Genomic DNA, 20137 nt, shown 5'->3' on the forward strand with positions numbered 1-20137 from the left:
CTTTTCGATTATTCAGTTTTGCGTGTCGAGCCAAGCGATTGCCTCTGCCAAGTCGTCGGCGATATAGTCGACGTTTGCTTGATCCATCCGGTCAGCGTAATCACGAATGGAGCTCTCTCCAGCACCGGTTCGGACTAAGATTTTGATACATCCAGCACGAGCGGCTGCCACCATATCACTCCAGCGGTCTCCGATGACGACACATTGCTCGAGTCGGAGATCGTGTTTTGCTTGTGCTTGCCATAATAAATCTGGTGATGGTTTGCGACAGGTGCAGTGATCTTCCGCTGCATGCGGACAAATTAGTATGTCATCAAAGCCGAAGTCCTGTAATTCTGTCCGGAACTCCTCTTCACGCGCGAGTCCTTTTGAAATACCAGGCTGATTCGTAAACGCAATCAACAACATACCTTGGTTACGTAAACGTTCCATTAGTGAAGCGACGTGAGGGAATAACGTAAACGTTCCAGGATAGTGGACGGTGTTATCTCCACCAATCGTTCCGTCTCGGTCAAAAAATATTGCTTGAATAGAATTCATGTGTACAACTCCTTAGTTTACGAAGCATCTTTTAATTCTTGATACGGTTGAACACGTGCTGCCAGTTGTGCTGGGATGAAGGCAGCGATGACACCGAACAAAATCGGTAAGGCAAGTGATACGCCAAACAATAACGGTTCATTCCACGGAACAAGATCATACAGGAAGTAAATCGTTGTATAAGCGACAATCAGTCCGACGATGCCGGAAATGAGACCGACAAGGAATCCTTCGAGGACGATCAATTGTCGGATCGCGCCGTTCGTCCAACCGAGCGCTTTTAAGACAGCAAGTGATGCCCTGCGATCGGTGACGTTTTGCCACATGATCTCTCCCGTCGTCAAAATGGCGATTGTGATGGCAATACCCATCGTCACGTAATGCATCGGACCGACTTGCAGGGCGACGAATTGACCGAGCCACGATGTATAAAGCACTCCTTGTAAATGGAACGTCACGAATAAGAAGAACGTCAGCAATGCCGTCGGTAGAGCGATCGAGAGGACGGACAAACTGTTCCGCTTCCATTTCCCAAGTAGTTCTTTTAGCGCCAATGTCACGGTCGAACGAAGCTTCAGTCCGATACGAGCCGATTTCGCGTATTCGCCGGTCTTGATCGCTTCATACGGCGAGATCCGGCGAATCGTCCACGCCGACCAGGTCGCGCCAGCCAGGTAGATGACGAGACTGAATAGGGCAATCCAAACAAGACTCCAGCCGTTCATCGCTTCGTTCCGAACGAGCGAGAAAATGCCTTCGACGATCAAGGCGACCGTCGAGACGAATCCGGCTAGGATGGCTGCCTCAATCAAGACGATTTTATAAAGGTCCTTCGTCCGCCAACCAAGTGCGAGTAATACGGCAAACTCCTTCCGGCGAGCGAGCATCGAGACGTAGCTCGTTGCAAGGACATAAACGATGGCGACGGCGAGCATCGCGAAGATGACTCCTGAGAAACCGACACTTGTCTCACGGAAGATTGTCATCGCAGCACCGATGTGGATCCACGGTTGTTCGATCCAACCGAGCGTCTTGCCGTCATCGACGACCTTCGTAACGACCGGTTGTGGGGAGGAACCCTTGGTGATCGTAGCGATAAGACCAGTCTCTCGTTCGATTTCCGACTTGATACTTTGTAAGGTTTTATCTGATTGTTCACCGACAGAAGAAGCACCCTTTACTTTTAACCGGATCGATGAAATCGATTGATCGCCCATCACCTCTTGGACACTATCGACTGTCGTAAGAACGTTTGGAGAGTTCGTCAACAGACCAATTGGATTCCCGGTCGTGTTGATCGGTTGGGCAGGATTGACTGGTTCATTTTTTGAGTCAAGTACGATACTCGCAGCCGATGGTCGATAGGTCTCCATCGGTAATTCGTTCAATGGATCTTTGGAGACATTGATCTTGTTCGGATCATACAAACCGACGACATTAAACGTCAGATAAGGATTCATTGACTTAAAAGTAGATCCATCCGATTTTTTCATTTTTATTTCATAAGAATCTACCATCCGGAAGCCACGCTTCGGAAGATAAGAGGATGGTAATATAGCATTTTTGAATGCAGTAGGTGCTGTGTGTATTTCATAAGCATTCTCCCATCGTGTAGGGAACGGACTCTTCACCGTTTGATAAGTCAATGAGCCTGTCTGGGCGACGAGTTGAGCGTTAGTATTTGCTTCCGAATGCGGAAGTACCTTAGTTTTTTGACCGAGTAGGGAATCAAAAAAAGCGCTCTCGACTTTAGAGGCATCGACTTTAATATCTTGGATGATCTTTCGTTTTTCTTGATCGAGAGGTTGAGGAGCGTTCGATTGAGCTAGTCGTTGATAAAATGTGTCGCGTGCTTGTTTCGTTTTCAGATCGACGTTAACTTGTTCTAACTTGAATTGACTATATCCCGTATTGAAGGATTTTGGATTAATCAATACCGGAATATTGAATTCATTGGAACTCTTCTTGCTGACTGAGGAGACATCCTCTTGACTAAAGTAACGAAATTTCTTTTGATTCAGGATGCTCTTATCCAAACCGACGAGTTGCGCTTCCGCCTCCGGATCGATTCCGACGATAAGACTATAGGTAAAGGGTTGTATGGATGAAAAATCTTGCGGATTTTGAAGATGGATCAATCGCGTATTCGGAGGAACGAGCGGCTCTTCCATAGTTGAAAAGTAGGCACCATCCTGTGCGATGAGTTCTTTCGAAAATCCACCAGCACCATAATGTGAATTACTCAGTCGATAAATACCAGGCTCGTCCGGAAAGTGGATTTGATTTGGAATCGAGATGCCGATATTGGCGTACCCCATGACAGCAACCGGAGCTGCAATATCAATCGCATTCATTTGTTTGATTTGTTGGTATTGTTCAAAGGAAATTCCACCATTGATACCATTTAAATAGTTCGGTTCGAGTAAATCATTCGACTCACTTGCAAGCTGACTGCCTTTCGGTCGTACGACGATGTCATACGCAGATGACCATTTCTTTTGTAATGTTTGTTCGACCGTTCCCTGACTGGAGTCGGTCAAGTTGAACATCAGACTGAGTCCAGCGCTGATGATGAGCGCACCGACGAGCGTAAGGATGAATTTCCCGCGCTGCCGGCGCCATTGATTGATGACGAAACGAAGCATATGTAGTCTCCTTTGCTTGTTATTGGGGGATTTGCGTCTTTAAATAATGTGCAAGATCTTGTTCGAAATGGTGAATCGCTTGTGCATCGAGTGCTTCTACTTCTGCTTGCGCTGCGTAGCGGGTGACGAAGTAAGGAGAGAGTGGCGTCACCAGATGAATGCGCTCCGTCCAGTCTGTCAACGACTCATGACTTCGCCGCTTGAGGGCACGTGGTAATCGTTGGTTAAAATCAAATAGCATCAGGCGTAATGATTCTATAGGAGGAGTAGGCATAGACTGAGTTGTTGTAGACGAAGTTTTATTCTTGAAAGAAAGATTTGATTGATCTTCCATAGTCTCCGTAATGTCTAAAGTATGTTTTCCTGTGAGTCGCTTTCGTTTTTTGATTACAAAATAAATGATGAAACTTCCGACAAGAAGCAACAAGAGAAGGATGATTGAAAAACTAGAGCCTGCCTTTTCTTCGGCTGATTTCAAAAAGCCTGGCGACTTGATAGCATTGGCTTTTCCACGTGCTGTTCCATCCACTTTTTCCGTTTTACCTGTACTTATACCTAAAATTTCACCTTCAGAATTTTCGTCGATCGTGTTATCGAGTGTACAACTATTTTTTTTGAAAATAAGTTTTGATAAGTCATCATGATTACAATCTCGTACGATCGTCGTCTCCTGTTCCGAGAAGTCCGCATTCCGAAACGCTTCATACGCAGACTGCGTCGATACCGACAACAATAGAAAAACGACAAGTGAGCCGATAAAGCTCGTGATTAATTTGGCACGAAACGTGTGCAACGCGAGACACCTCCCTTTAAACAGTACTTAAACACTTTGCACCGTGCGTTTTCGGCGGTCTTCGACGATCCGACCATCCTGCATGAAGAGAATTCGGTCAGCGCGTTCGGCGAGTTCTAAGTCGTGTGTGACAAATAAAACGCCACATTTGTCTTCACGATGCAGTTCTAGCAACAGTTCAAAAATCGCGTCACCGGTCATGGAATCAAGATTACCAGTCGGCTCATCTGCAAGAATCCATTGCGGATGATGCAACAAGGCGCGGGCGATTGCCACCCGTTGTTGTTGCCCGCCGGATAGTTGAGCAGGTAAAGCATTTCGTTTGTCGTCGAGTCCGACCCGATCGAGCAGCTCGAGGATTCGCTCTTCTTGATTAAACGATGTCTTTTGTTTTAACAAGGCGACCTTTAGGTTTTCAGACACCGTCAGTGACGGTAGGAGATGAAACTGCTGGAAGATGAAGCCGATCTCTTGCGAGCGGAATTGCGATAAACGTTTGTTCTTCCAAGACGTGATGTCCTGCCCGTCATAGAGGATTTGACCGGACGTCGGACGATCAAGCGAACCAAGAAGACTAAGGAACGTCGATTTTCCGGACCCGGACGGACCGACGAGTGCCGTCACCTCACTTTGCGAAAACTGACCGTTTAGTTGATGCAAGACATCGGTCCGGACACCGCTTCGCTCGAACGAGTGCGAAACATCTTGAAAGGTAATATTCATGCGAGCACTCCTTTTACATAATTTGGTTAAATATAGTGTATTATTTTTAGAAAATTTTGTCTATTGTGTTTTTATTTTCGAAATTCTTACTCAGTTATGTTTTTCCCATAACTTCTCTCTAAGAACGGATAAACACCGATCAAGGAAGGCATTTAAAACGAAATGAAGATGCAAGAAAAGGCTATGGATCAGTGGAAGAATCATGCTGATGCTCCTGTGAATCGATACCACCATCTTTTTAGGACGATGAGAGACATAAGGAACGAAAAGAGTAGTGGAATCGAAGACATTAAAAATATTCTTCTATTTCTCAGAAACGCTTGAAACAAAAAATCGGTAGACGGTCATTGAAAGGAAACGGTACCGCCTCGATAAACAACCTCGGACGTCACACCTAATATTGGAACAACAGTGGACGAAGAAATCACTTCGAATTGTCCTTGATTTACTAGACGTATCTGTTAATCGTCAAACGGATGATCGATTCACATGATGGTGAGGTAACGATTGAGAATCATCTGCATCAAGGAACTATCGTGACCGTTTTGTTGATGATGCACGAGATTCGAGCATGATGACATAAAAAAAGGAGCGAGAACTCACACGAGATCTTCGTGAAGTGTGGCGCTCTTTTAATATGTTTCTAGTCTGATATGAATTGCTCGTAATTGTTTTTCCAAAACCGTTCTCGCTAAAGGTTCACCCTTTCCTGGACCAGGCTTAAAGGCATAAGGGCTAAAGACTTTAGCACCTTCTTTGAGCCAGTTCGCGCGATACAAGTCGTGTGTCTCACTTCTCGATAAAAAAATACCGTCTTCGATTTCGACATCATCGTCTACTCCGAACTGAAAGCCGCAGCAAGAACAAAGTTCAAACGAAGCGTCACCATTTTCGTCATAAGCAACGTCGTCCATTTGCGCATATCCGCAGACGGAACATGTGTATTTCATGAAAGCACCTCATTGTTCAAGAATCTTTTGATACGTGTATCCTTTTAAGATATCTGCTTGATCCGTATAGGTCCAGTCAGCAATGGACTGATCTGGATGCGATTCAAAATAGTGATTGAGGATATCACGCCCCAACATGTAGTTACTCCAACGAGGAATCTCTTTTTGTTCGTTACCTACGACGAAGTCGAGTTGTGATACTTCATTGCTGTTGACCAGATGTACGACATGTTTCTTCGTTGCTTCATCCATTTCGACATTCCATGGAGGGGAGACGCCTTTGACGATTCGGTCGGCAAAGGCATCTGCCTTTCCTTCGACGATGACGGAATTAAGAGTCGTACTTAAACTAAAATCAGGTGTATCCTTGAGGACTAAGTGATGATATTCGTGTGCCGTCGAATATGCCAGGATGTCTTGATCGTAGTTTGTATCCAGGTAGAGAATGAATGCATCTTTATAGGCTGCTCCTGTAACACCTTTCATCGACTGAAGATCGAAAGAGGATTCAGGATTAACCGGAGCGACGATAATGGTACTTTTCTTTTTGGGAAGGATCTTATGAGAAGCGATGTAATTTTTTTTGATGATTTTTGTAATGTCCTCTTGTTGTTTCATCAAGTTCTCGATTTTATCGAGTAGCTCTTGTTCGTACACGGTTGATTGCAACATCGGGAAACCTTTCAAGTCGGCTGTCGCAAACTGCTCCTTTTCCCCGATTTTGTCGATATAGCTTAAAACATATTTCGCATAATTCTTTTTATCTACTTCAGGATCATTGTTTTTTAAGGACGATTGTAGATATTGTTTATATGGTTCATAAAGAAAAACAATGTTCAATGTACTTTCGGCATCGATTTTTACAGATTCGGATTTTACTTTTGTACTCTTTGATAACATTTTAGTAGTGGGTTGTGTTGTCTTTTGCTCTTCTGTACAAGCAGATAAAAGCAGAAGGGGAGCAGTTAAAAGTAATATTAGTGTTTTTTTCAAGCTACGTTCATCCTCCTTTTTTTATGATGTAACAACTGGTGTTCAATCAATCCTCTTTCGCCATAAGATCAATGATGATTGGATCACTGTAGGACAGAATATAAAAATCTTGTTCATGCGTCCTGATGGCAAATAAGTGCAAGTCGCCCCGTTCCGTATAGATTTCCTTCGTTTTCATATACTTCGCAGCGAACTCTCCCAAGATCGATTCTTTTGATTTCACGACCGGGAACGGATTTCGGAGTCTGTCGTCGATGATGCCATGCTCTTGTAATGTCCCTAGGAAAACGGCGTACTTTTCAAAACGCATTAAAAAGTAATCGCGCGAAGGATCGTCAATCAAAAGCTTGAATGTTTCGTCAGCGCCATAAAAATAGAAATCAATCGCGTAATGGTCGTTCGCCTTTAACGACATTGTATCTAATTCGAGATCGTATTCTTCTATTGTCAGTAGAAAATCAAGATCAATCGTTTTCACGGGAAATCACTCCTCTATGAAGATCACGGACATCTAACGTGAAAGATAAACTGTTATTTTTCTGATGAATCTTTATCGATGAACCACTTCTCCCCATGTTCCGCGATGAAACGGTATTCCGCGCGGTAATGTGTGTCGTGACCTTCTTCTTTCATCTTGATGAAGGCAGCATCACCTTCCGTAGCTCTTTGATCAATTAATAGATAGAGGGCTTCGATGCGCAACAATAACATGGATCGCAGTTCGGAACGCGGTCCTTCATAGCCATACGCATCAAGGAACCGACTCACTCGCTTGGCGCAACGTGTGTCATCTTGCTCCGGTGAATAAGCAAGAACGGATCCGTCAGGTGCTTGTCGTCTGCTGCTAAGCGGAACGAACGTATAGAGCGTGTAGACGATATCCCAAGCACGTGGACCGGGTGCCGCGAGGTCAAAGTCAATCACGCCACTCAGTTTTTGATCCTGAAAAATCGTATTGTAGACGGCAAAATCGTTGTGACAGATGACTTCGTATGGAGTCGGGGTATTGAGCAACGGTGCCCAGTCCGGTGAGACGTCGAAGTCGACTGTCGCGTCATGATACTGGCGCATCAGACGTGCGACATCGTCCAATACGTCATCATGCCACATGTATGCTTTTAGGGGATAATCGGCCGTTTCGCCAGGGAGAAAGGTCAGGATCTCTCGATTTTGTTCGTCGATACCGACGAAACGGGGAACACCGGATAGGCGTTTCGCTTCTAAGTGGCGTAATAACCGTTGGACGTTGTTGCTGTTCTCTTTTTGTGAGCGATAGACATGCTCACCTTTTTGATAGACAGCGGAGACATTTCCGCCGGTCAATCGTTGTTCTTCAGACATGAGTGTTCCTTCTTTCTTTTGTAATCGGTTACATATCGGCTAGTCTTTTTGCATGCGTTGATGAAGAAGCGGGTGCTTTACGTGCGATTGTCATGTTCTTCAATCAGTCGACACCGCATCGAAGAGAGCATCAAGCGACGGATTCGTGACATGGTCGAGGAGTGTGTCAACGTCTTCCGTCGAACGAAGACGAACGATTTGGTCCGCTTCACCGGAAACTGGCGGCTCGATTCGTTGCCGCTGATAGATGTCGTAGTACAACGAGTCGCCACGAATTTCTCGTCCATCGCGTTTGGAGTGAGTCAGTCGGTCTGCAATTGTCACTTCGGGTAAATCGAACCAGATGAGGATCGAGCGGAACGTCGAAAGGGGAAATTGATTTAACAGCTGTTTCCGACCGGTCCTTGTAGTGTTGGCATTACATAAAATGATTGTCTCAACGGAGGAAGTAATCGCCTTTTCGATCAACCATCCCGTCAAGTCATGTTTGATCTGATTCGGTCCTTCTGTTGGAACGAGGTCTGGATAATGTTCGAGCAAAAAACGTGCTTGAAGATCCTGATCGATGACAAGGCTTGCTGGTAGACGTTGAGCAAGCTGTCGTGCGAACGTCGTTTTCCCGGCATGGGTCGGTCCAATCGTCAACAGGACGGTCATCATGACGTCAGTTGTTCTTCCGGTAAACGATCGGCAAGAATTTGCGCGAGCCAGTCTTCTTTCGTTCCGAAGCAAGGAGTCGTCCGTCCGATATGATAAAACGTACTGGCCAATGGTCCGGTGAAGTACGTCGCATCCGGCATGCATAAGTAAATCGGGCGATTCGTCGCGAGCGCAATCCCGAGTTCGACGTGACTACTTTTCCCTGCTGGTAACACGAGGACGAAGGCGTCCGCTTGTTGCACGGCTTCGAATTCAGCAAGACCAATCTTTCGCAATGCCTCAGGATCCTTTGCCCGATTGTTCATCGTCCAGTCGTATGTTACATCGTGTCCACGCAAGCGGAGTTCATCGCGGAGCCAGCGGACGGTCAACGTGTGATCAAACCGAGAAGCAATATAAAGGTTCATGTATGGATTCCTTTCTCAAGTAAAAGTAGTTCGATGGCCTGAACGAGCGCGTAGGCTCCGTCAGACGTATTCGATAAGACGGTGACGATCGTTTCCGATTGTGGATAATAGGCGGAATGAAAGCTGACACCCGGGTCGTAACCCATGATGTGCCACTTCTCGCGTTTGGCATCGAGTCGTTTCAGCCAGACGCCGTAACCATAAGACGCAATATCGTTGACTTTGACGTGGGGATGAAACAGTTGAGTAGTCATCGATTCAGACAGCAACTGATGCGTCAGAAGACTTCGCCAAAAACGTTCCATATCTGATGCTGTGAGGAAGGCACCGCCATCTGGTCCGCCAATGATTGGTAACGCATAGTGATTCGTTCGTCACGTAATCCGAGAAGGGTTGTTTCGTCAATTGTTCGATCACGAGACCGAGCAGGATGTATCCCGCATTGTTGTAATGAAAACGTTCGCCCGCAGTGAACTGTCTTTTTTGGTCCTGAAACAACGGTAAAAAATCGATGGGACGACGCAAACGGTACATCGGGAAATCTTGAAAAACCTCCTCGAAATCGGTCATCGTCGCTTCGTCAAAATAATCACCGATGCCTGACGTATGGGTTAACAGATGATGCACGGTCACGCTGTCTAGATCGATTCCTATGTCCGGTAGAATCGTCGCGACGCGTTCGTCGAGTGCTACCTTTCCTGCCTCGACTAACCGTAAGATGGCGACCGCCGTGAAGAGTTTCGCACCAGAAGCAATTCCGAATCGTGTCGTTTCTGTATTCGATGCGCGGTAGCCCCGATGTGCGAATCCGTTAGCATGGCTAAAGATTTGTTCACCTTGCTGGTGGATGGAGACCGCCCCTTCGAGTTGCGTAAGCTCCGGTAAAGCAATGAGTTTCTTGTACACGTTCATCACCCTCTCTGCTTCCCATCCTATCGAATTCATTCATGCAAGAAAAGGGAATTATAAGAAAAATTTGAAAAAATGAAACTTTTTAAACGTGTCGCGTATCTAATAGGGGAGTGATTGTAAAAAAGGAGGATGCCGATGTGTTTCGAAAGTCAGGTGCAGCATTATCCGACGCTGCTTTTGAAGCAGCTTTATTCGCAGAAGAAGACTATGTGTACCGTATTTCCTTCATTTATCTGAAAGAGGAGGTGGCAGCGCTTGAGAACGTCCAAGAGGTCGCGTACCGGGCATGGCGTGGGCGAAAGAGTTTACGGGATGCTTCGTATTTTAAGACGTGGTTGACGCGCATCACGATGAATTGCGCTTTCCAGCAACATCGAGCGTCGTTTCAGCCGCTCGCGATCGAACCCAGTCAAACGACGTCGTTTGAAGAGCGTCTCGTCGATCGCTTGTACTTGGACGATTTACTGGATGTCCTCGAGCCGACCGAGCGATCAATCGTCTACTTCCGGTATGAAGAAGATTTGTCATTGCAAGAGATTGCGCAAACCTTCAATGTGCCACTGAGTACGATCAAAAGCACGTTGTACCGCGCACTCGAGAAAGTACGACGACAGAAGGGGATGAGTCTATGAATCACGAGCCAAAATTCTTGATCGACGTACCGTCATCCGTCAGGCAACGAACAATTCAGGGTATCCGAAAAGCAAAACGGCGCCGGCGCTCGGTACGAGCTGTTTGCCTTGCTGCAGGTCTGACGATCATCGGTTTCAGCTCCTTGCATGAGACCGTTCCCGAGCAATCGTCGCAATCGATGGTCGTCGGCATGTATTATGATGAACAGTTTTACAAAGTAGCAAAAGAGATGACGAATTTAGACTGGCAACAGCTGAAAGGGAAACGACTTGGGGTCACGGATGATGTCTTGACCGATACGGGACTGGAACAGGACACATCTGATTTTGCGTCGAACCTTGATGCGTTTACCGTCTATCAAATCAAGGATGATCCGGTATCTGAGCACGTGCTGGTCGTCGGTGAGGAAGAGGGTCGAGAACGGGTGATGATTCTGTCGCCCACACGATAATGGGGGGAGAGAAATATGACCATCCGGTCTTGGACAACAGACGATCTACCACAATTGGTCGGATTGATGACGCAGCTTGGTTATCCGGCAAGCGAGGACGTCTTACGCGAACGATTTTCGCGGGTCACCCGTCATCCGGATTATGAATTGCTTGTGTTAGAAGACGACGATATTCTTCTCGGCTGCGTCGGTCTGTTTCAGGCGCAAGCGTTCGAGCATGATACGACCTATGTCCGAATCGTCGCGTTTGTCGTCAACGCGAAACATCGTCGGCAGGGAATTGGACGCCGTTTGATCCGAGCAGCGGAAGACTGGGCGCATGCAAGAGGAGCAACTGCCGTTTTACTGAACAGTGGTAATCGACCAGAACGCGAAGCAGCCCATCACTTTTATCAATCGATGGGCTACAGCGTGACGAGCACGAGTTATTCGAAATCACTCGCTTCATCGTGATTTACGGAAACCATGGAAAGCACGAAATCCTTGTTGTTCATAAAAGGAAGCAGCTTGACGGTTTGCCAGGAGATCGATCCGCGTCGGATAGGTGAGTTGCAAGTGATCGAGCAACTGTTGCCCATACCCACGCTTGCGTGCGTCTCGGCTGACGAGGAGCTCACAGACGAACGTCGTCACTGAACCGTCCGTTAAAGCGCGGACATAGGCAAGGATTTCTCCGTCAGACTCAAGGACGAAAGCGGCATTTGCATTCATCCACGCGTTGCGGGTCCGCTCTTGATCAGCGACGAGATCCTGCCATCCTTCTAATGCGTTCAATCGATGAATCTGCTCAAAATCGTCAGGTTGGAAACGGCGAATCTGTTCCGTCATGGCTGGTTCTCCTTTCGTATCAAGTCTTGGAGTGGGGCAGGTAACTGGCGCCAGTCCGAAAATTGCGTGTCAGTCAATGGAACATCGCCTGTGCGCTTCCAAAGCGCCTGCATACCGAGGGCGCGCGTGCCGGTAAGATGTCGTGGTCGTAATTGTCGCCAACATAAAGGACTTCGTCCGGGCGAACACCTAAACGATCCGTTAAGCGAAGGAAAAATGTCGGATCCGGTTTACGAACGCCTTCTTGTTCCGAGATCCCGATCTGCGTAAAGGAGGGAGACAGTCCGATGGCGTCACAGACGGCACGTTGGTACGTCGTCCGACCGTTCGACAGTAAGCCGATGGGTAGCTCAGGCGATAATTGCGCAAAAAAGGTGTCGACTCCCGGAAAGCTCCGTGCGAAGAACGGATAACGCGTCACGTAGTCGTGTAGCAGTACTTCAACAGAAAGCGACAACTCGAAGCGACGAATCATTTCCGTATAGACGACGTCCTTCCAGACGCGTCCTTCTTGATCAAGCAATAAGAACGTCGTGATGTAGTCGTCGATCGGAACAGGCGCAACTTCACGAAAACGTTGATGCTGATCCCGAAGGAAACAGGGAAGAGAACCGGATCGGTCATGTAACGTCTCGTCTAAATCAAACAATAAAGCACGAATCAAGATCAACAACACCTTTCATACTATAGAGGAGTGATTTCATTGGAACGAATGATTCAGCAACAAGAGAAACAAGTGACGTACTACGATGACGGTTCGACAGGTCGACCTTTGTTAGTGTTACCCTCACTCGGTGGAACGTATCAAGACTGGGCGGACATTTTGACGAAACTAACACCGGACTATCGCGTCGTCAGCTTTCATCCGCACGAATGGTCGGACGATTACATGGACGGAACGACCGGCATCTTACGCCAAATCGACCAGTTCCTCAGCGCGACGAATATCACGACCCCGGTCACACTCGTCGGTCATTCCTACGGTGGTCTTGTCGCGCAAGCTTTTGCTCTACATCATCCAGAACGTGTCGCCGGTCTCGTTCTCGTGGATGCGACGTCCGTTGATTTAGCAGAACTCGATCAGCTGGATACACCGATGCTCGACCGGGAAGGGGATGACGCCGTCTGGATCGATCGGTTCGAAGAACTATCAAAAGCAACTGATTTACGTGACCGTTTCCCGGACGGGGATGACCGCACGGATTGGAACCCAGCGTATTACCGGGCGATGCATGCGATCATCTCGCGGTGGAAATCTGATGCGAAAGATCTTCAACCACGCATGCGCGATCTCGGTGTTCCGTTGACCGTTCTTGGACGGGACAAAGCGCAGTCGATCGAAACGATGAGCGCTGCTGGTTTTCCAAAAGACGAACTGGAGCGAATGGAAGAAAAATGGCAGGAACTGATTCAGCGACAGGCGAAACTATCCGATCAGGCGAACGTGACGTTCGTTCCGGGCACATCTCACCTGATGCATCGCGATCGTCCGGACGTCATCGTAAACGCGATATTGACACTACATCAACCGAAGGAGTTTAATTTATGACACGCATGTACGTATTACATGGATTAATGGGAACGGCAGCAACACACTTTGCACCACAGCTCTCCGCTTTAGCGGATGATTTTACGTTCATTCCGATCAATCTACCTGGTCACGGAATGACGACGGAACCGGCAACGGAGGATTATCTACAACAAGCAACACGTGCCATCCGCGAACGGATGGCACAGGAAGGTCCAGGATGGATTCTCGGGTTGTCGCTCGGCGTGACGCTTGCGATGCAACTGGCACTCGACCCACCGGACGAACTCGAAGGGGTATGTATCACGGGTTTTTCACCATTCATTCCTAAAGCGATGGAACCGCTGATGCGCGAACAACGAGAGTTTTTCCTTAACATCGATCAGCAAGCACCGGAAATTGCCGACCAATTTGAACAGTTGCATGGTCCTGCCTGGAAAACGACAGCACGGACAGTCCTCGATTTGATGACGTTCCGTTTCCCGGCACTGACGGAAACGATGTTGCAGTCGATCACCTTGCCGGTCGTCATCCTAAACGGAACGAATGAAACGTACGAAGTCGACGCAACCGCGTTCGTTGCGGAACACGTGCCGAACGTCATCGTCTTACCGGTCGAGGAAGCAGGGCATACGGCAAATCTCGATCAACCAGAACGCTTCAACACCTTACTGCTTCAAGCGCATCAATCCATGCTGGCGACCTAAGCGTTTTTTCATCTTCTCTTGATACATCCGTGCATCTGCCTCATGCAGGACGTCGTCGATCCGGCGTCCTGTTGTCGCATGAACGGCACCGATCGCGAGTCCAATCTCGTGCGTCGCGAACGTCGAGCGGACGTGTTCGACGAATGCCTCAAACGTGTCAATCGACGCACTATCGTCGATCAAGACGAATTCATCACCACCAATCCGGTAACCATGATTTGTTAAGCTGCGGATGCAAAGTCCTGTTTGTTCAAGCAAGGCGTCACCGACCGCGTGACCGAACCGGTCGTTGAGCTCCTTTAGTTCATTCAAGTCAAGTAGAATCAATCCATACGTCGCCTTCTCTTGATCGAGATCGCGGACAGCCTCGTTGAAGGCATGGCGATTCCCAAGCCGTGTCAAGGCATCGATACGGTATTGATCGAGCAATGCCTGTTGTGATTTCAACTGCTCGTCAATGTTACGGATCACCCCTTGGATGGCAACAATCTGTCCATTTTCGCGAATCGGTGTCGCATATTCTTCGAACCAGACGTACGTCCCGTCATTTGTCCGCCAGCGTTGCCGGAACGGTTGATCGTAGTCACAGTCGCCCGAAATCTTCGACATCAAGACTTCGATGTCTTCCGGATGAATCCTTGCAAAACACTGATCCGGATCCATATAGCTGGCTGCTGCCACTCCCTTGCCGATATGGTCATCGAGGGACGGACTGATATATTGGAATCGATATTCCGGATGGACTTCAAACACATAGAAGATATCTTTACATAACGCAATTGTATCCGGTTGTTGCTGGTGGAATAACCGGAAACTGAGCAACATTAAAAGACTACCCATAATCAATCCCAATACAAATATGACGTCCACCTCCTGTACTCAACGTCCATCATATCACGATTGGGTATTATTTCCTATTATTGTAAAAAACCGCTTCGTTTAGACTACGAAGCGGTTTTTGGTTTATTCCAATTCAAGTAAAACACGGAATCCGCGGCTCGCATAATAGGAATCCACTCCGTTGTGATAGATGAATGTCGTCTCATAACGACGATCTCCAAACAAAGCGCCACCTTTTTGACGAATCACGTCTGGTGTTGCGAGCCAACTGGAAGTCTTTTCGTCAAGCGAAAACTGTGTCTGAAGTTCTTGATATTGTTCTGGTGTCAACAGGTCGAGATCGAGTGCTTCAATCATTGACTCGACGCTAGCTTCGGGCGCATTTTTCTTTCGACCGAGTCGAGCGACTTCGTCAAAACAAACGCTTCGTCGACCAGCTGGACTCTCTTTGACCGTATCGATGATGACGAATCGTCCATCAAGGTTTACGACATTCGGTTCTCCTCCTGTTTGTTCCATCCAAGCGAGTGCTTCTCGTTTTGAAGGTGTCAGACGTGACTCGACCTCAATAAACGAAAGACCATCGTGGTAATCAGGTGTAGCTTCAAAGCGATCACGAAACACCGTTAATTGTTCATCCATCGATAAAACCTCACTTTCTTATTCTCTTTTTTCATTATTCTATGAATTCGCTCTCATTACAATCGTACATAGACTGAATAAGTCAATCTGAAGATAATTGACAAATGAAATCGAACTACCTACACTAATTGTACATATTAGGTTTCTGTCACGATCGCGTGTACAGGAATAACATTCAGGAGAGGAGCCAACCGTATGCGCTGGATCAGTTATGCGGCTGTTGTGACGATTCTTTCGTTCTTAGCGTTCACGGCGTATTCGTTCCTGACAACGATTGACTTTGAGATCGTCTATCAGTTCGGGACGTTTGCGATGACGTTATCCTATTTTATCTTTGGATTACCGATGTTATGGATTGTCCGACATTATCCATTGACCCTTCGGTTGCTTATCTACGTGACGACGAGTAGCGTCGTCCTGTTTTTGTTCATTGGTCTATATGAAGTGTGGCATGAAGCATCGCTGTCTCCACTACCACCAATCGGTAGCATGATTCAGTTCACGACTCTTGCATGTATATTGTTCGTCTTACCGTATGAGATCGTCTATCGTAAAAATTTCGTTTCTATTCAACCGAGAGTTTCCTGACAGTATTCTTGTTCCATAAGAGTACTGTTTTTTATTTCCTTTCATTTAGAAGGAATTACCAATCTATTCTTGAATAGTACGTTATCAAGAATAATGGAGGGGTACATATGGAAGGAACATTTCAATGCAAACAGATGGGAAAATCATTTTCAGGAGACGGCGTCGAGACACATGCGTTACAAGACATCGACGTGACACTTGAGGCGGGCGACTTCATTTCGATCATCGGACCTTCGGGATCTGGAAAATCAACGTTACTCAGTCTAATCGGCACGCTCGATCGACCGACGAGCGGGGAGTTGCATTATGACGGGAAACCAATCAACAAATTGAACAGTAAAGAATTATCCGACTTTCGCTTCGAAAACATTGGCTTCATCTTCCAGCAGTTTAATTTGATTCCGACGCTGACGGCGCTTGAAAATGTCATGGCGCCACTGTTCGGTCGGAAAGTACCGTATGGTAAAAAAGAACGCGCCGAGCAGTTACTCGCGCAAGTCGGTCTCGCCGATAAAGCAGGCAGTTTGCCGTCGCAACTTTCCGGTGGACAACAACAACGGGTCGCCGTTGCCCGAGCACTCGTTCATGAACCGAAATGGTTGCTTGCCGATGAGCCGACAGGGAACCTCGATACGGATACGGGAGAAATCATCTTCAATCTTTTACGGTCATTAAACGAAGAGAAGGGATGCGGCGTCTTGTTCGTCACCCACGACCCGGCACTTGCGGAACGAGCGAATCGAACGATCGAGATGCGAGACGGCGTTATTATCAAAGATCGTCTCGTCCGTGTCTGAGCCTCGTTTTTGAACTCCGTTCCTCCACCCTTTACACTTAAGAGGATAGAGGAGGAATGCGTGATGCGACTAGGAATACTGGATCAAGTGCCGTTACATGAGGACGATACGGTCGAAGCGACGATGGAAGCGACGGAACGACTCGTCTTAGAAGCCGAGCGACTCGGTTACGAACGGTACTGGTTCGCTGAACACCATAATACGAACGGGTTGCTCAGTGCGGCACCGGAACTGTTCATCGCCCGAATGGGTGCGAAGACGTCAAAAATAAAGCTTGGTTCAGGTGGAGTGTTATTGCCGCAGTATCATCCGCTGAAAGTCGCCGAGAGCTTTGCGACGCTTGACGCCTTTTATCCGGGACGGATCGAGCTCGGAATCGGTAATTCTCCGGGTGGAAGTGAGCGGACACGACTTGCTTTGACAGATGGTGAAAAAAACCGGGCAGCTGAGTTTAGTCGACTCGTTCAGGAAACGGCTGGCTTCTTGACAGATAGTCTATCGAATCGACACCCATACCGGATCGTCAAGACGACACCGCGTGATCGAAAAGCGTCTCCGATCTCAATCCTTGGTCTGTCGCCACGTAGTGCGAAAATTGCTGCAGAACAAGACCGTGGTCTCGTTTTTGGTCACTTCATCAATCCAGATCGTTGGGAAGAGACACTTTCCACTTATCGTGAGGCAGGAGGAACAGACGTCATCGTCTGCGTTTTCGTCATCTGTGCCCCGACGCAAGAAGAAGCAGAACGTCTCGCTCGAACTCAAGATGCCTGGATTCAAGGCGTTCGACTCGGCAATTCAATCGTTCCGTCGTTTGCCTCGACTGAAGCAAAAGTCTGGAATGACGTTCAAACGGAACGGATCCGTAAAGATCGACGGCGAGCGATTGTCGGTACACCGGACGTTGTTGCGCAGGGGCTTGAGGCATTAGCAACGCGTTATCAAACAGATCAGTTTTTACTGATCAACAATGCCTTTGATCAAGAAAAGCGATTACAGTCGTACCAGCTCATCGCGGAGCGACTTCTTTAAACAGAACAGGACCCCTCAATAGCTGTTTTGCTAATGAGGGGTCCTGTCTACACATCTACATTCAATTAACGTTGCGCTGTCGGACGAATTAGATCTCGTTGACCGCGACATCTTCTGGTTCGTTAACAGCATATGCGATGGCACGCGCAATCGCGCTCGCATCAATGGCTTTCAAGTCACCAATTCCTTGTTTGATCTCTTCATCCGAGATATGGTCCTTCAATTCCGTATCGACCGCTCCCGGTGAGATGAATGTTGCACGGATGTGATTGTCGACCGATTCTTCCTTACGAAGACCTTCCGTGATGGCGCGCACCGCGAATTCGTACCGCTGTAGACGGCGCTCGACAGCATGACTTCATGACCGGCGACAGAAGAGATGTTGATGACATGTCCGCTTTTTTGTTCGCGCATATACGGCAGACTGCTCCGATTCCATGGAGGACGCCTTTAATGTTGACATCGACCATCGTGTTCCATTCGTCCTGCTGATTCTTATGGAGGTGCGATAGTGGCATTAATCCAGCGTTGTTGACGATGGCATCAACAGAACCAAACTTACCACTCAGCTTATCTTTTACTACTGCCCATTTCACTTCACTTGAATATACGTTTTTGCCCATGCAAAAATACCTCCGATGTTAGTACTTTTTAAAAGTGTACCACTCCGAAGGTGTTTTATATTGTCTTAAAATTTTAGGTTAGCCCATAGGAGGTTTGTCTATGAAACGTTTTTTATTTATTGGATTGATTGCGATTGCAGTCGGATGTTTTTTTTTACTTGATCCATTTCGACATCAACCACCAGAACCAACCGTGATAATCGAAAACCGTGAAGTAAAGGTATATAGAGGTACCTATAGTTGGTCAGGCATGTTTCGCGGAGAAACAGCTGATGCAAAGGCCGAAGCCGTCGATTTAGTAAAAGGTGATCCGAGTACGCGAACAAATCCTGATGATCGATTGACGATTCGTTTTGAAGACGGACCAGCTCCGAAGTCCGTCGCGATTGTCTTATGGTCGGTCAAAGATCATAAAAAGATGAAAACATATAAGAAGATTGAGCGGGTTACCGTTCCTTCGACTCCCGGAAAGTACGTCTATCAGATTAAAGCCGATTGGAAAGAAGGTAATGGCGATTTTGCCTTTCCAATTGATGTAAAATGAAAAAACAGAAAAAACGTATTGACGGGATATGTGTTTAATGATAAATAAATCGAATACTGACCTCTTCTTAAGTTGGAAGAGGTTTTTTTCGTGAAATATAGTAATTAAAGCACTAGTTTTGATTGATTTAGTCTGAATAATCAGAATATATGAACATTTTAACGAACGTGTATTTAAATGATTCGGGTTCTAATGAACGGGGATAAACACACCACACACATAATATTTCATGTGTTGAATCACCTAGGTGAAAGAAGTCAATAATCGTAAAGCAGAGGTGCAGATGAATGGGTTCAAACGATTCTTACTCGTCATCATAGGCATTACTCGGACTAATCAGTGTCGGGCTGCTTGTGCTCGGTGTGTATGATGTTCCACGGTTTAGTTCGTTAATCGAGCAATGGCAGGATCAGCAATGTTATATCTATACCGTTCTATCCATTGGAGGATTTTTAGCATTCATATTCGTCATTCTATTATTCACAGGATTATTTAGCCGCTCGAAAGGTCAACGACTGTTAATCCAAACGGGTGACGGAACGATTACGATTTCGGATGGGGTACGATAGATATAAGAATGATCATTTGTTTAAGGAGGCATCACATCTTTGAATCAAAACGATTCGTATTATATGTGTCCCGTATGTGGATGGAATAAACTCGAGGGTCCACCATATTATGAACACTTTGCGGGGAGTAACGAAATTTGTCCATGTTGTGGTTTCGAGTTCGGTGTAGATGATTTCGACTGCACGGAAATAGACATGGAACAGTTGTCAGACGAAGAAATCGTTAGACAAGCACATGAAATCTATCGACAAAACTGGATTGATAGTCACTTTAGATTATTTGATCCAAGTATATTCCAAGCATCGTTGAAAATCGGACGGCGACTACGTGCTGAAGTCGCGATGAACCAATTACAACGAACTAGCTATAGGACCTGACGAAAATCGTCGG

Annotated in this window: 27 protein-coding genes and 1 pseudogene; 10 read left to right on the forward strand and 18 right to left on the reverse strand. The window is 46.9% G+C overall.

Features of this window, described 5'->3' with window-relative positions:
- Positions 1-12: 12 nt before the first annotated feature.
- The 12 genes from Q9R23_RS08020 to Q9R23_RS08075 form a co-directional block, all read right to left on the reverse strand.
- Entirely contained in the window at positions 13-540 is a 528-nt protein-coding gene (locus tag Q9R23_RS08020) for an HAD-IIIA family hydrolase (RefSeq protein WP_214853976.1), read from the reverse strand.
- A 17-nt stretch (positions 541-557) separates the two neighbouring features.
- Positions 558-3185 carry an ABC transporter permease gene (locus Q9R23_RS08025; protein ID WP_311246793.1) on the reverse strand — a complete coding sequence of 876 codons (2628 nt, stop codon included), beginning with the start codon at positions 3183-3185 and terminating at the stop codon, positions 558-560.
- A gap of 19 nt (positions 3186-3204) precedes the next feature.
- A complete protein-coding gene (locus tag Q9R23_RS08030; RefSeq protein WP_311246794.1) occupies positions 3205-3978 on the reverse strand; it encodes a hypothetical protein in 774 nt (257 codons plus the stop codon).
- Between the two features lie 27 nt (positions 3979-4005).
- On the reverse strand, positions 4006-4701 hold the full coding sequence (locus Q9R23_RS08035) for an ABC transporter ATP-binding protein (protein ID WP_311246795.1): 696 nt from the start codon (positions 4699-4701) through the stop codon (positions 4006-4008).
- Between the two features lie 632 nt (positions 4702-5333).
- Positions 5334-5651, reverse strand: coding sequence for a hypothetical protein (locus Q9R23_RS08040; protein ID WP_311246796.1), 318 nt, complete (start codon positions 5649-5651; stop codon positions 5334-5336).
- 9 nt (positions 5652-5660) lie between these two features.
- Positions 5661-6644 (reverse strand): DUF2268 domain-containing putative Zn-dependent protease, encoded by a 984-nt coding sequence (locus Q9R23_RS08045; protein WP_311246797.1) that lies wholly within the window; start codon positions 6642-6644, stop codon positions 5661-5663.
- 46 nt (positions 6645-6690) lie between these two features.
- Positions 6691-7122, reverse strand: a complete 432-nt coding sequence (locus tag Q9R23_RS08050; RefSeq protein ID WP_311246798.1) for a hypothetical protein — start codon at positions 7120-7122, stop codon at positions 6691-6693.
- A gap of 53 nt (positions 7123-7175) precedes the next feature.
- On the reverse strand, positions 7176-7985 hold the full coding sequence (locus Q9R23_RS08055; protein WP_311246799.1) for a phosphotransferase: 810 nt from the start codon (positions 7983-7985) through the stop codon (positions 7176-7178).
- Between the two features lie 99 nt (positions 7986-8084).
- A complete protein-coding gene (locus Q9R23_RS08060) occupies positions 8085-8645 on the reverse strand; it encodes an AAA family ATPase (protein WP_311246800.1) in 561 nt (186 codons plus the stop codon).
- Complete coding sequence (locus Q9R23_RS08065) at positions 8642-9052, reverse strand: group-specific protein (protein ID WP_311246801.1); 411 nt, start codon at positions 9050-9052, stop codon at positions 8642-8644. Before Q9R23_RS08065 ends, Q9R23_RS08060 begins: the two co-directional genes overlap by 4 nt.
- Positions 9049-9306 (reverse strand): serine hydrolase domain-containing protein, encoded by a 258-nt coding sequence (locus Q9R23_RS08070; RefSeq protein ID WP_396136362.1) that lies wholly within the window; start codon positions 9304-9306, stop codon positions 9049-9051. Before Q9R23_RS08070 ends, Q9R23_RS08065 begins: the two co-directional genes overlap by 4 nt.
- Before the next feature lie 4 nt (positions 9307-9310).
- Positions 9311-9958: a serine hydrolase domain-containing protein gene (locus Q9R23_RS08075; protein WP_311246803.1), complete on the reverse strand. Its 648-nt coding sequence runs from the start codon at positions 9956-9958 to the stop codon at positions 9311-9313.
- Between the two features lie 143 nt (positions 9959-10101).
- Between Q9R23_RS08075 and Q9R23_RS08080 the strand changes: the two genes are divergently transcribed.
- The 3 genes from Q9R23_RS08080 to Q9R23_RS08090 are packed head-to-tail and all read left to right on the forward strand — an operon-like array spanning position 10102 to position 11501.
- On the forward strand, positions 10102-10596 hold the full coding sequence (locus tag Q9R23_RS08080) for a sigma-70 family RNA polymerase sigma factor (protein ID WP_311246804.1): 495 nt from the start codon (positions 10102-10104) through the stop codon (positions 10594-10596).
- A complete protein-coding gene (locus Q9R23_RS08085; protein ID WP_311246805.1) occupies positions 10593-11048 on the forward strand; it encodes a hypothetical protein in 456 nt (151 codons plus the stop codon). The genes Q9R23_RS08080 and Q9R23_RS08085 overlap by 4 nt, the downstream gene beginning before the upstream one ends.
- A 15-nt stretch (positions 11049-11063) precedes the next feature.
- Complete coding sequence (locus Q9R23_RS08090; protein WP_064299835.1) at positions 11064-11501, forward strand: GNAT family N-acetyltransferase; 438 nt, start codon at positions 11064-11066, stop codon at positions 11499-11501.
- Here the strand turns inward: Q9R23_RS08090 and Q9R23_RS08095 are convergent.
- Positions 11493-11876, reverse strand: coding sequence for a GNAT family N-acetyltransferase (locus Q9R23_RS08095; protein ID WP_214853951.1), 384 nt, complete (start codon positions 11874-11876; stop codon positions 11493-11495). The genes Q9R23_RS08090 and Q9R23_RS08095 overlap by 9 nt on opposite strands.
- A 73-nt stretch (positions 11877-11949) precedes the next feature.
- Positions 11950-12540 (reverse strand): HAD family hydrolase, encoded by a 591-nt coding sequence (locus Q9R23_RS08100; RefSeq protein WP_311246806.1) that lies wholly within the window; start codon positions 12538-12540, stop codon positions 11950-11952.
- Positions 12541-12588: 48 nt separating this feature from the next.
- On the opposite strand from Q9R23_RS08100, the gene Q9R23_RS08105 reads away from it, so the two are divergent.
- Positions 12589-13425, forward strand: coding sequence for an alpha/beta fold hydrolase (locus tag Q9R23_RS08105; RefSeq protein WP_311246946.1), 837 nt, complete (start codon positions 12589-12591; stop codon positions 13423-13425).
- Positions 13422-14111 (forward strand): alpha/beta fold hydrolase, encoded by a 690-nt coding sequence (locus Q9R23_RS08110; RefSeq protein ID WP_311246807.1) that lies wholly within the window; start codon positions 13422-13424, stop codon positions 14109-14111. The genes Q9R23_RS08105 and Q9R23_RS08110 overlap by 4 nt, the downstream gene beginning before the upstream one ends.
- Here Q9R23_RS08110 and Q9R23_RS08115 read toward each other — a convergent pair.
- Entirely contained in the window at positions 14073-14951 is an 879-nt protein-coding gene (locus Q9R23_RS08115) for a sensor domain-containing diguanylate cyclase (RefSeq protein WP_311246808.1), read from the reverse strand. The genes Q9R23_RS08110 and Q9R23_RS08115 overlap by 39 nt on opposite strands.
- 123 nt (positions 14952-15074) lie before the next feature.
- Positions 15075-15593: a DUF4256 domain-containing protein gene (locus Q9R23_RS08120; RefSeq protein WP_311246809.1), complete on the reverse strand. Its 519-nt coding sequence runs from the start codon at positions 15591-15593 to the stop codon at positions 15075-15077.
- A 195-nt stretch (positions 15594-15788) separates the two neighbouring features.
- Here Q9R23_RS08120 and Q9R23_RS08125 point away from each other — a divergent pair, with 195 nt between their 5' ends.
- The 3 genes from Q9R23_RS08125 to Q9R23_RS08135 all read left to right on the forward strand — a co-directional run bounded on the left by Q9R23_RS08125 (position 15789) and on the right by Q9R23_RS08135 (position 18010).
- On the forward strand, positions 15789-16181 hold the full coding sequence (locus tag Q9R23_RS08125) for a hypothetical protein (protein ID WP_290750545.1): 393 nt from the start codon (positions 15789-15791) through the stop codon (positions 16179-16181).
- A 107-nt stretch (positions 16182-16288) separates the two neighbouring features.
- Positions 16289-16978 (forward strand): ABC transporter ATP-binding protein, encoded by a 690-nt coding sequence (locus tag Q9R23_RS08130; RefSeq protein ID WP_311246810.1) that lies wholly within the window; start codon positions 16289-16291, stop codon positions 16976-16978.
- A 63-nt stretch (positions 16979-17041) separates the two neighbouring features.
- A complete protein-coding gene (locus tag Q9R23_RS08135; protein WP_311246811.1) occupies positions 17042-18010 on the forward strand; it encodes an LLM class flavin-dependent oxidoreductase in 969 nt (322 codons plus the stop codon).
- A gap of 88 nt (positions 18011-18098) precedes the next feature.
- Here Q9R23_RS08135 and Q9R23_RS08140 read toward each other — a convergent pair whose 3' ends face one another.
- Together Q9R23_RS08140 and Q9R23_RS08145 are read right to left on the reverse strand one after the other, a co-directional pair.
- On the reverse strand, positions 18099-18326 hold the full coding sequence (locus tag Q9R23_RS08140; RefSeq protein WP_251137894.1) for a Rossmann-fold NAD(P)-binding domain-containing protein: 228 nt from the start codon (positions 18324-18326) through the stop codon (positions 18099-18101).
- A pseudogene (locus Q9R23_RS08145) lies at positions 18230-18633 on the reverse strand (SDR family oxidoreductase). Before Q9R23_RS08145 ends, Q9R23_RS08140 begins: the two are co-directional and overlap by 97 nt.
- A 100-nt stretch (positions 18634-18733) precedes the next feature.
- On the opposite strand from Q9R23_RS08145, the gene Q9R23_RS08150 reads away from it, so the two are divergent.
- On the forward strand, positions 18734-19177 hold the full coding sequence (locus tag Q9R23_RS08150) for a hypothetical protein (RefSeq protein ID WP_214853928.1): 444 nt from the start codon (positions 18734-18736) through the stop codon (positions 19175-19177).
- Between the two features lie 608 nt (positions 19178-19785).
- Positions 19786-20124: a hypothetical protein gene (locus Q9R23_RS08155; RefSeq protein WP_311246813.1), complete on the forward strand. Its 339-nt coding sequence runs from the start codon at positions 19786-19788 to the stop codon at positions 20122-20124.
- The last annotated feature ends 13 nt before the right edge of the window (positions 20125-20137 follow it).

It is taken from the genome of Exiguobacterium sp. BRG2 (assembly GCF_031844245.1).
In the GTDB taxonomy this organism is placed as follows: Bacteria; Bacillota; Bacilli; order Exiguobacteriales; family Exiguobacteriaceae; genus Exiguobacterium_A.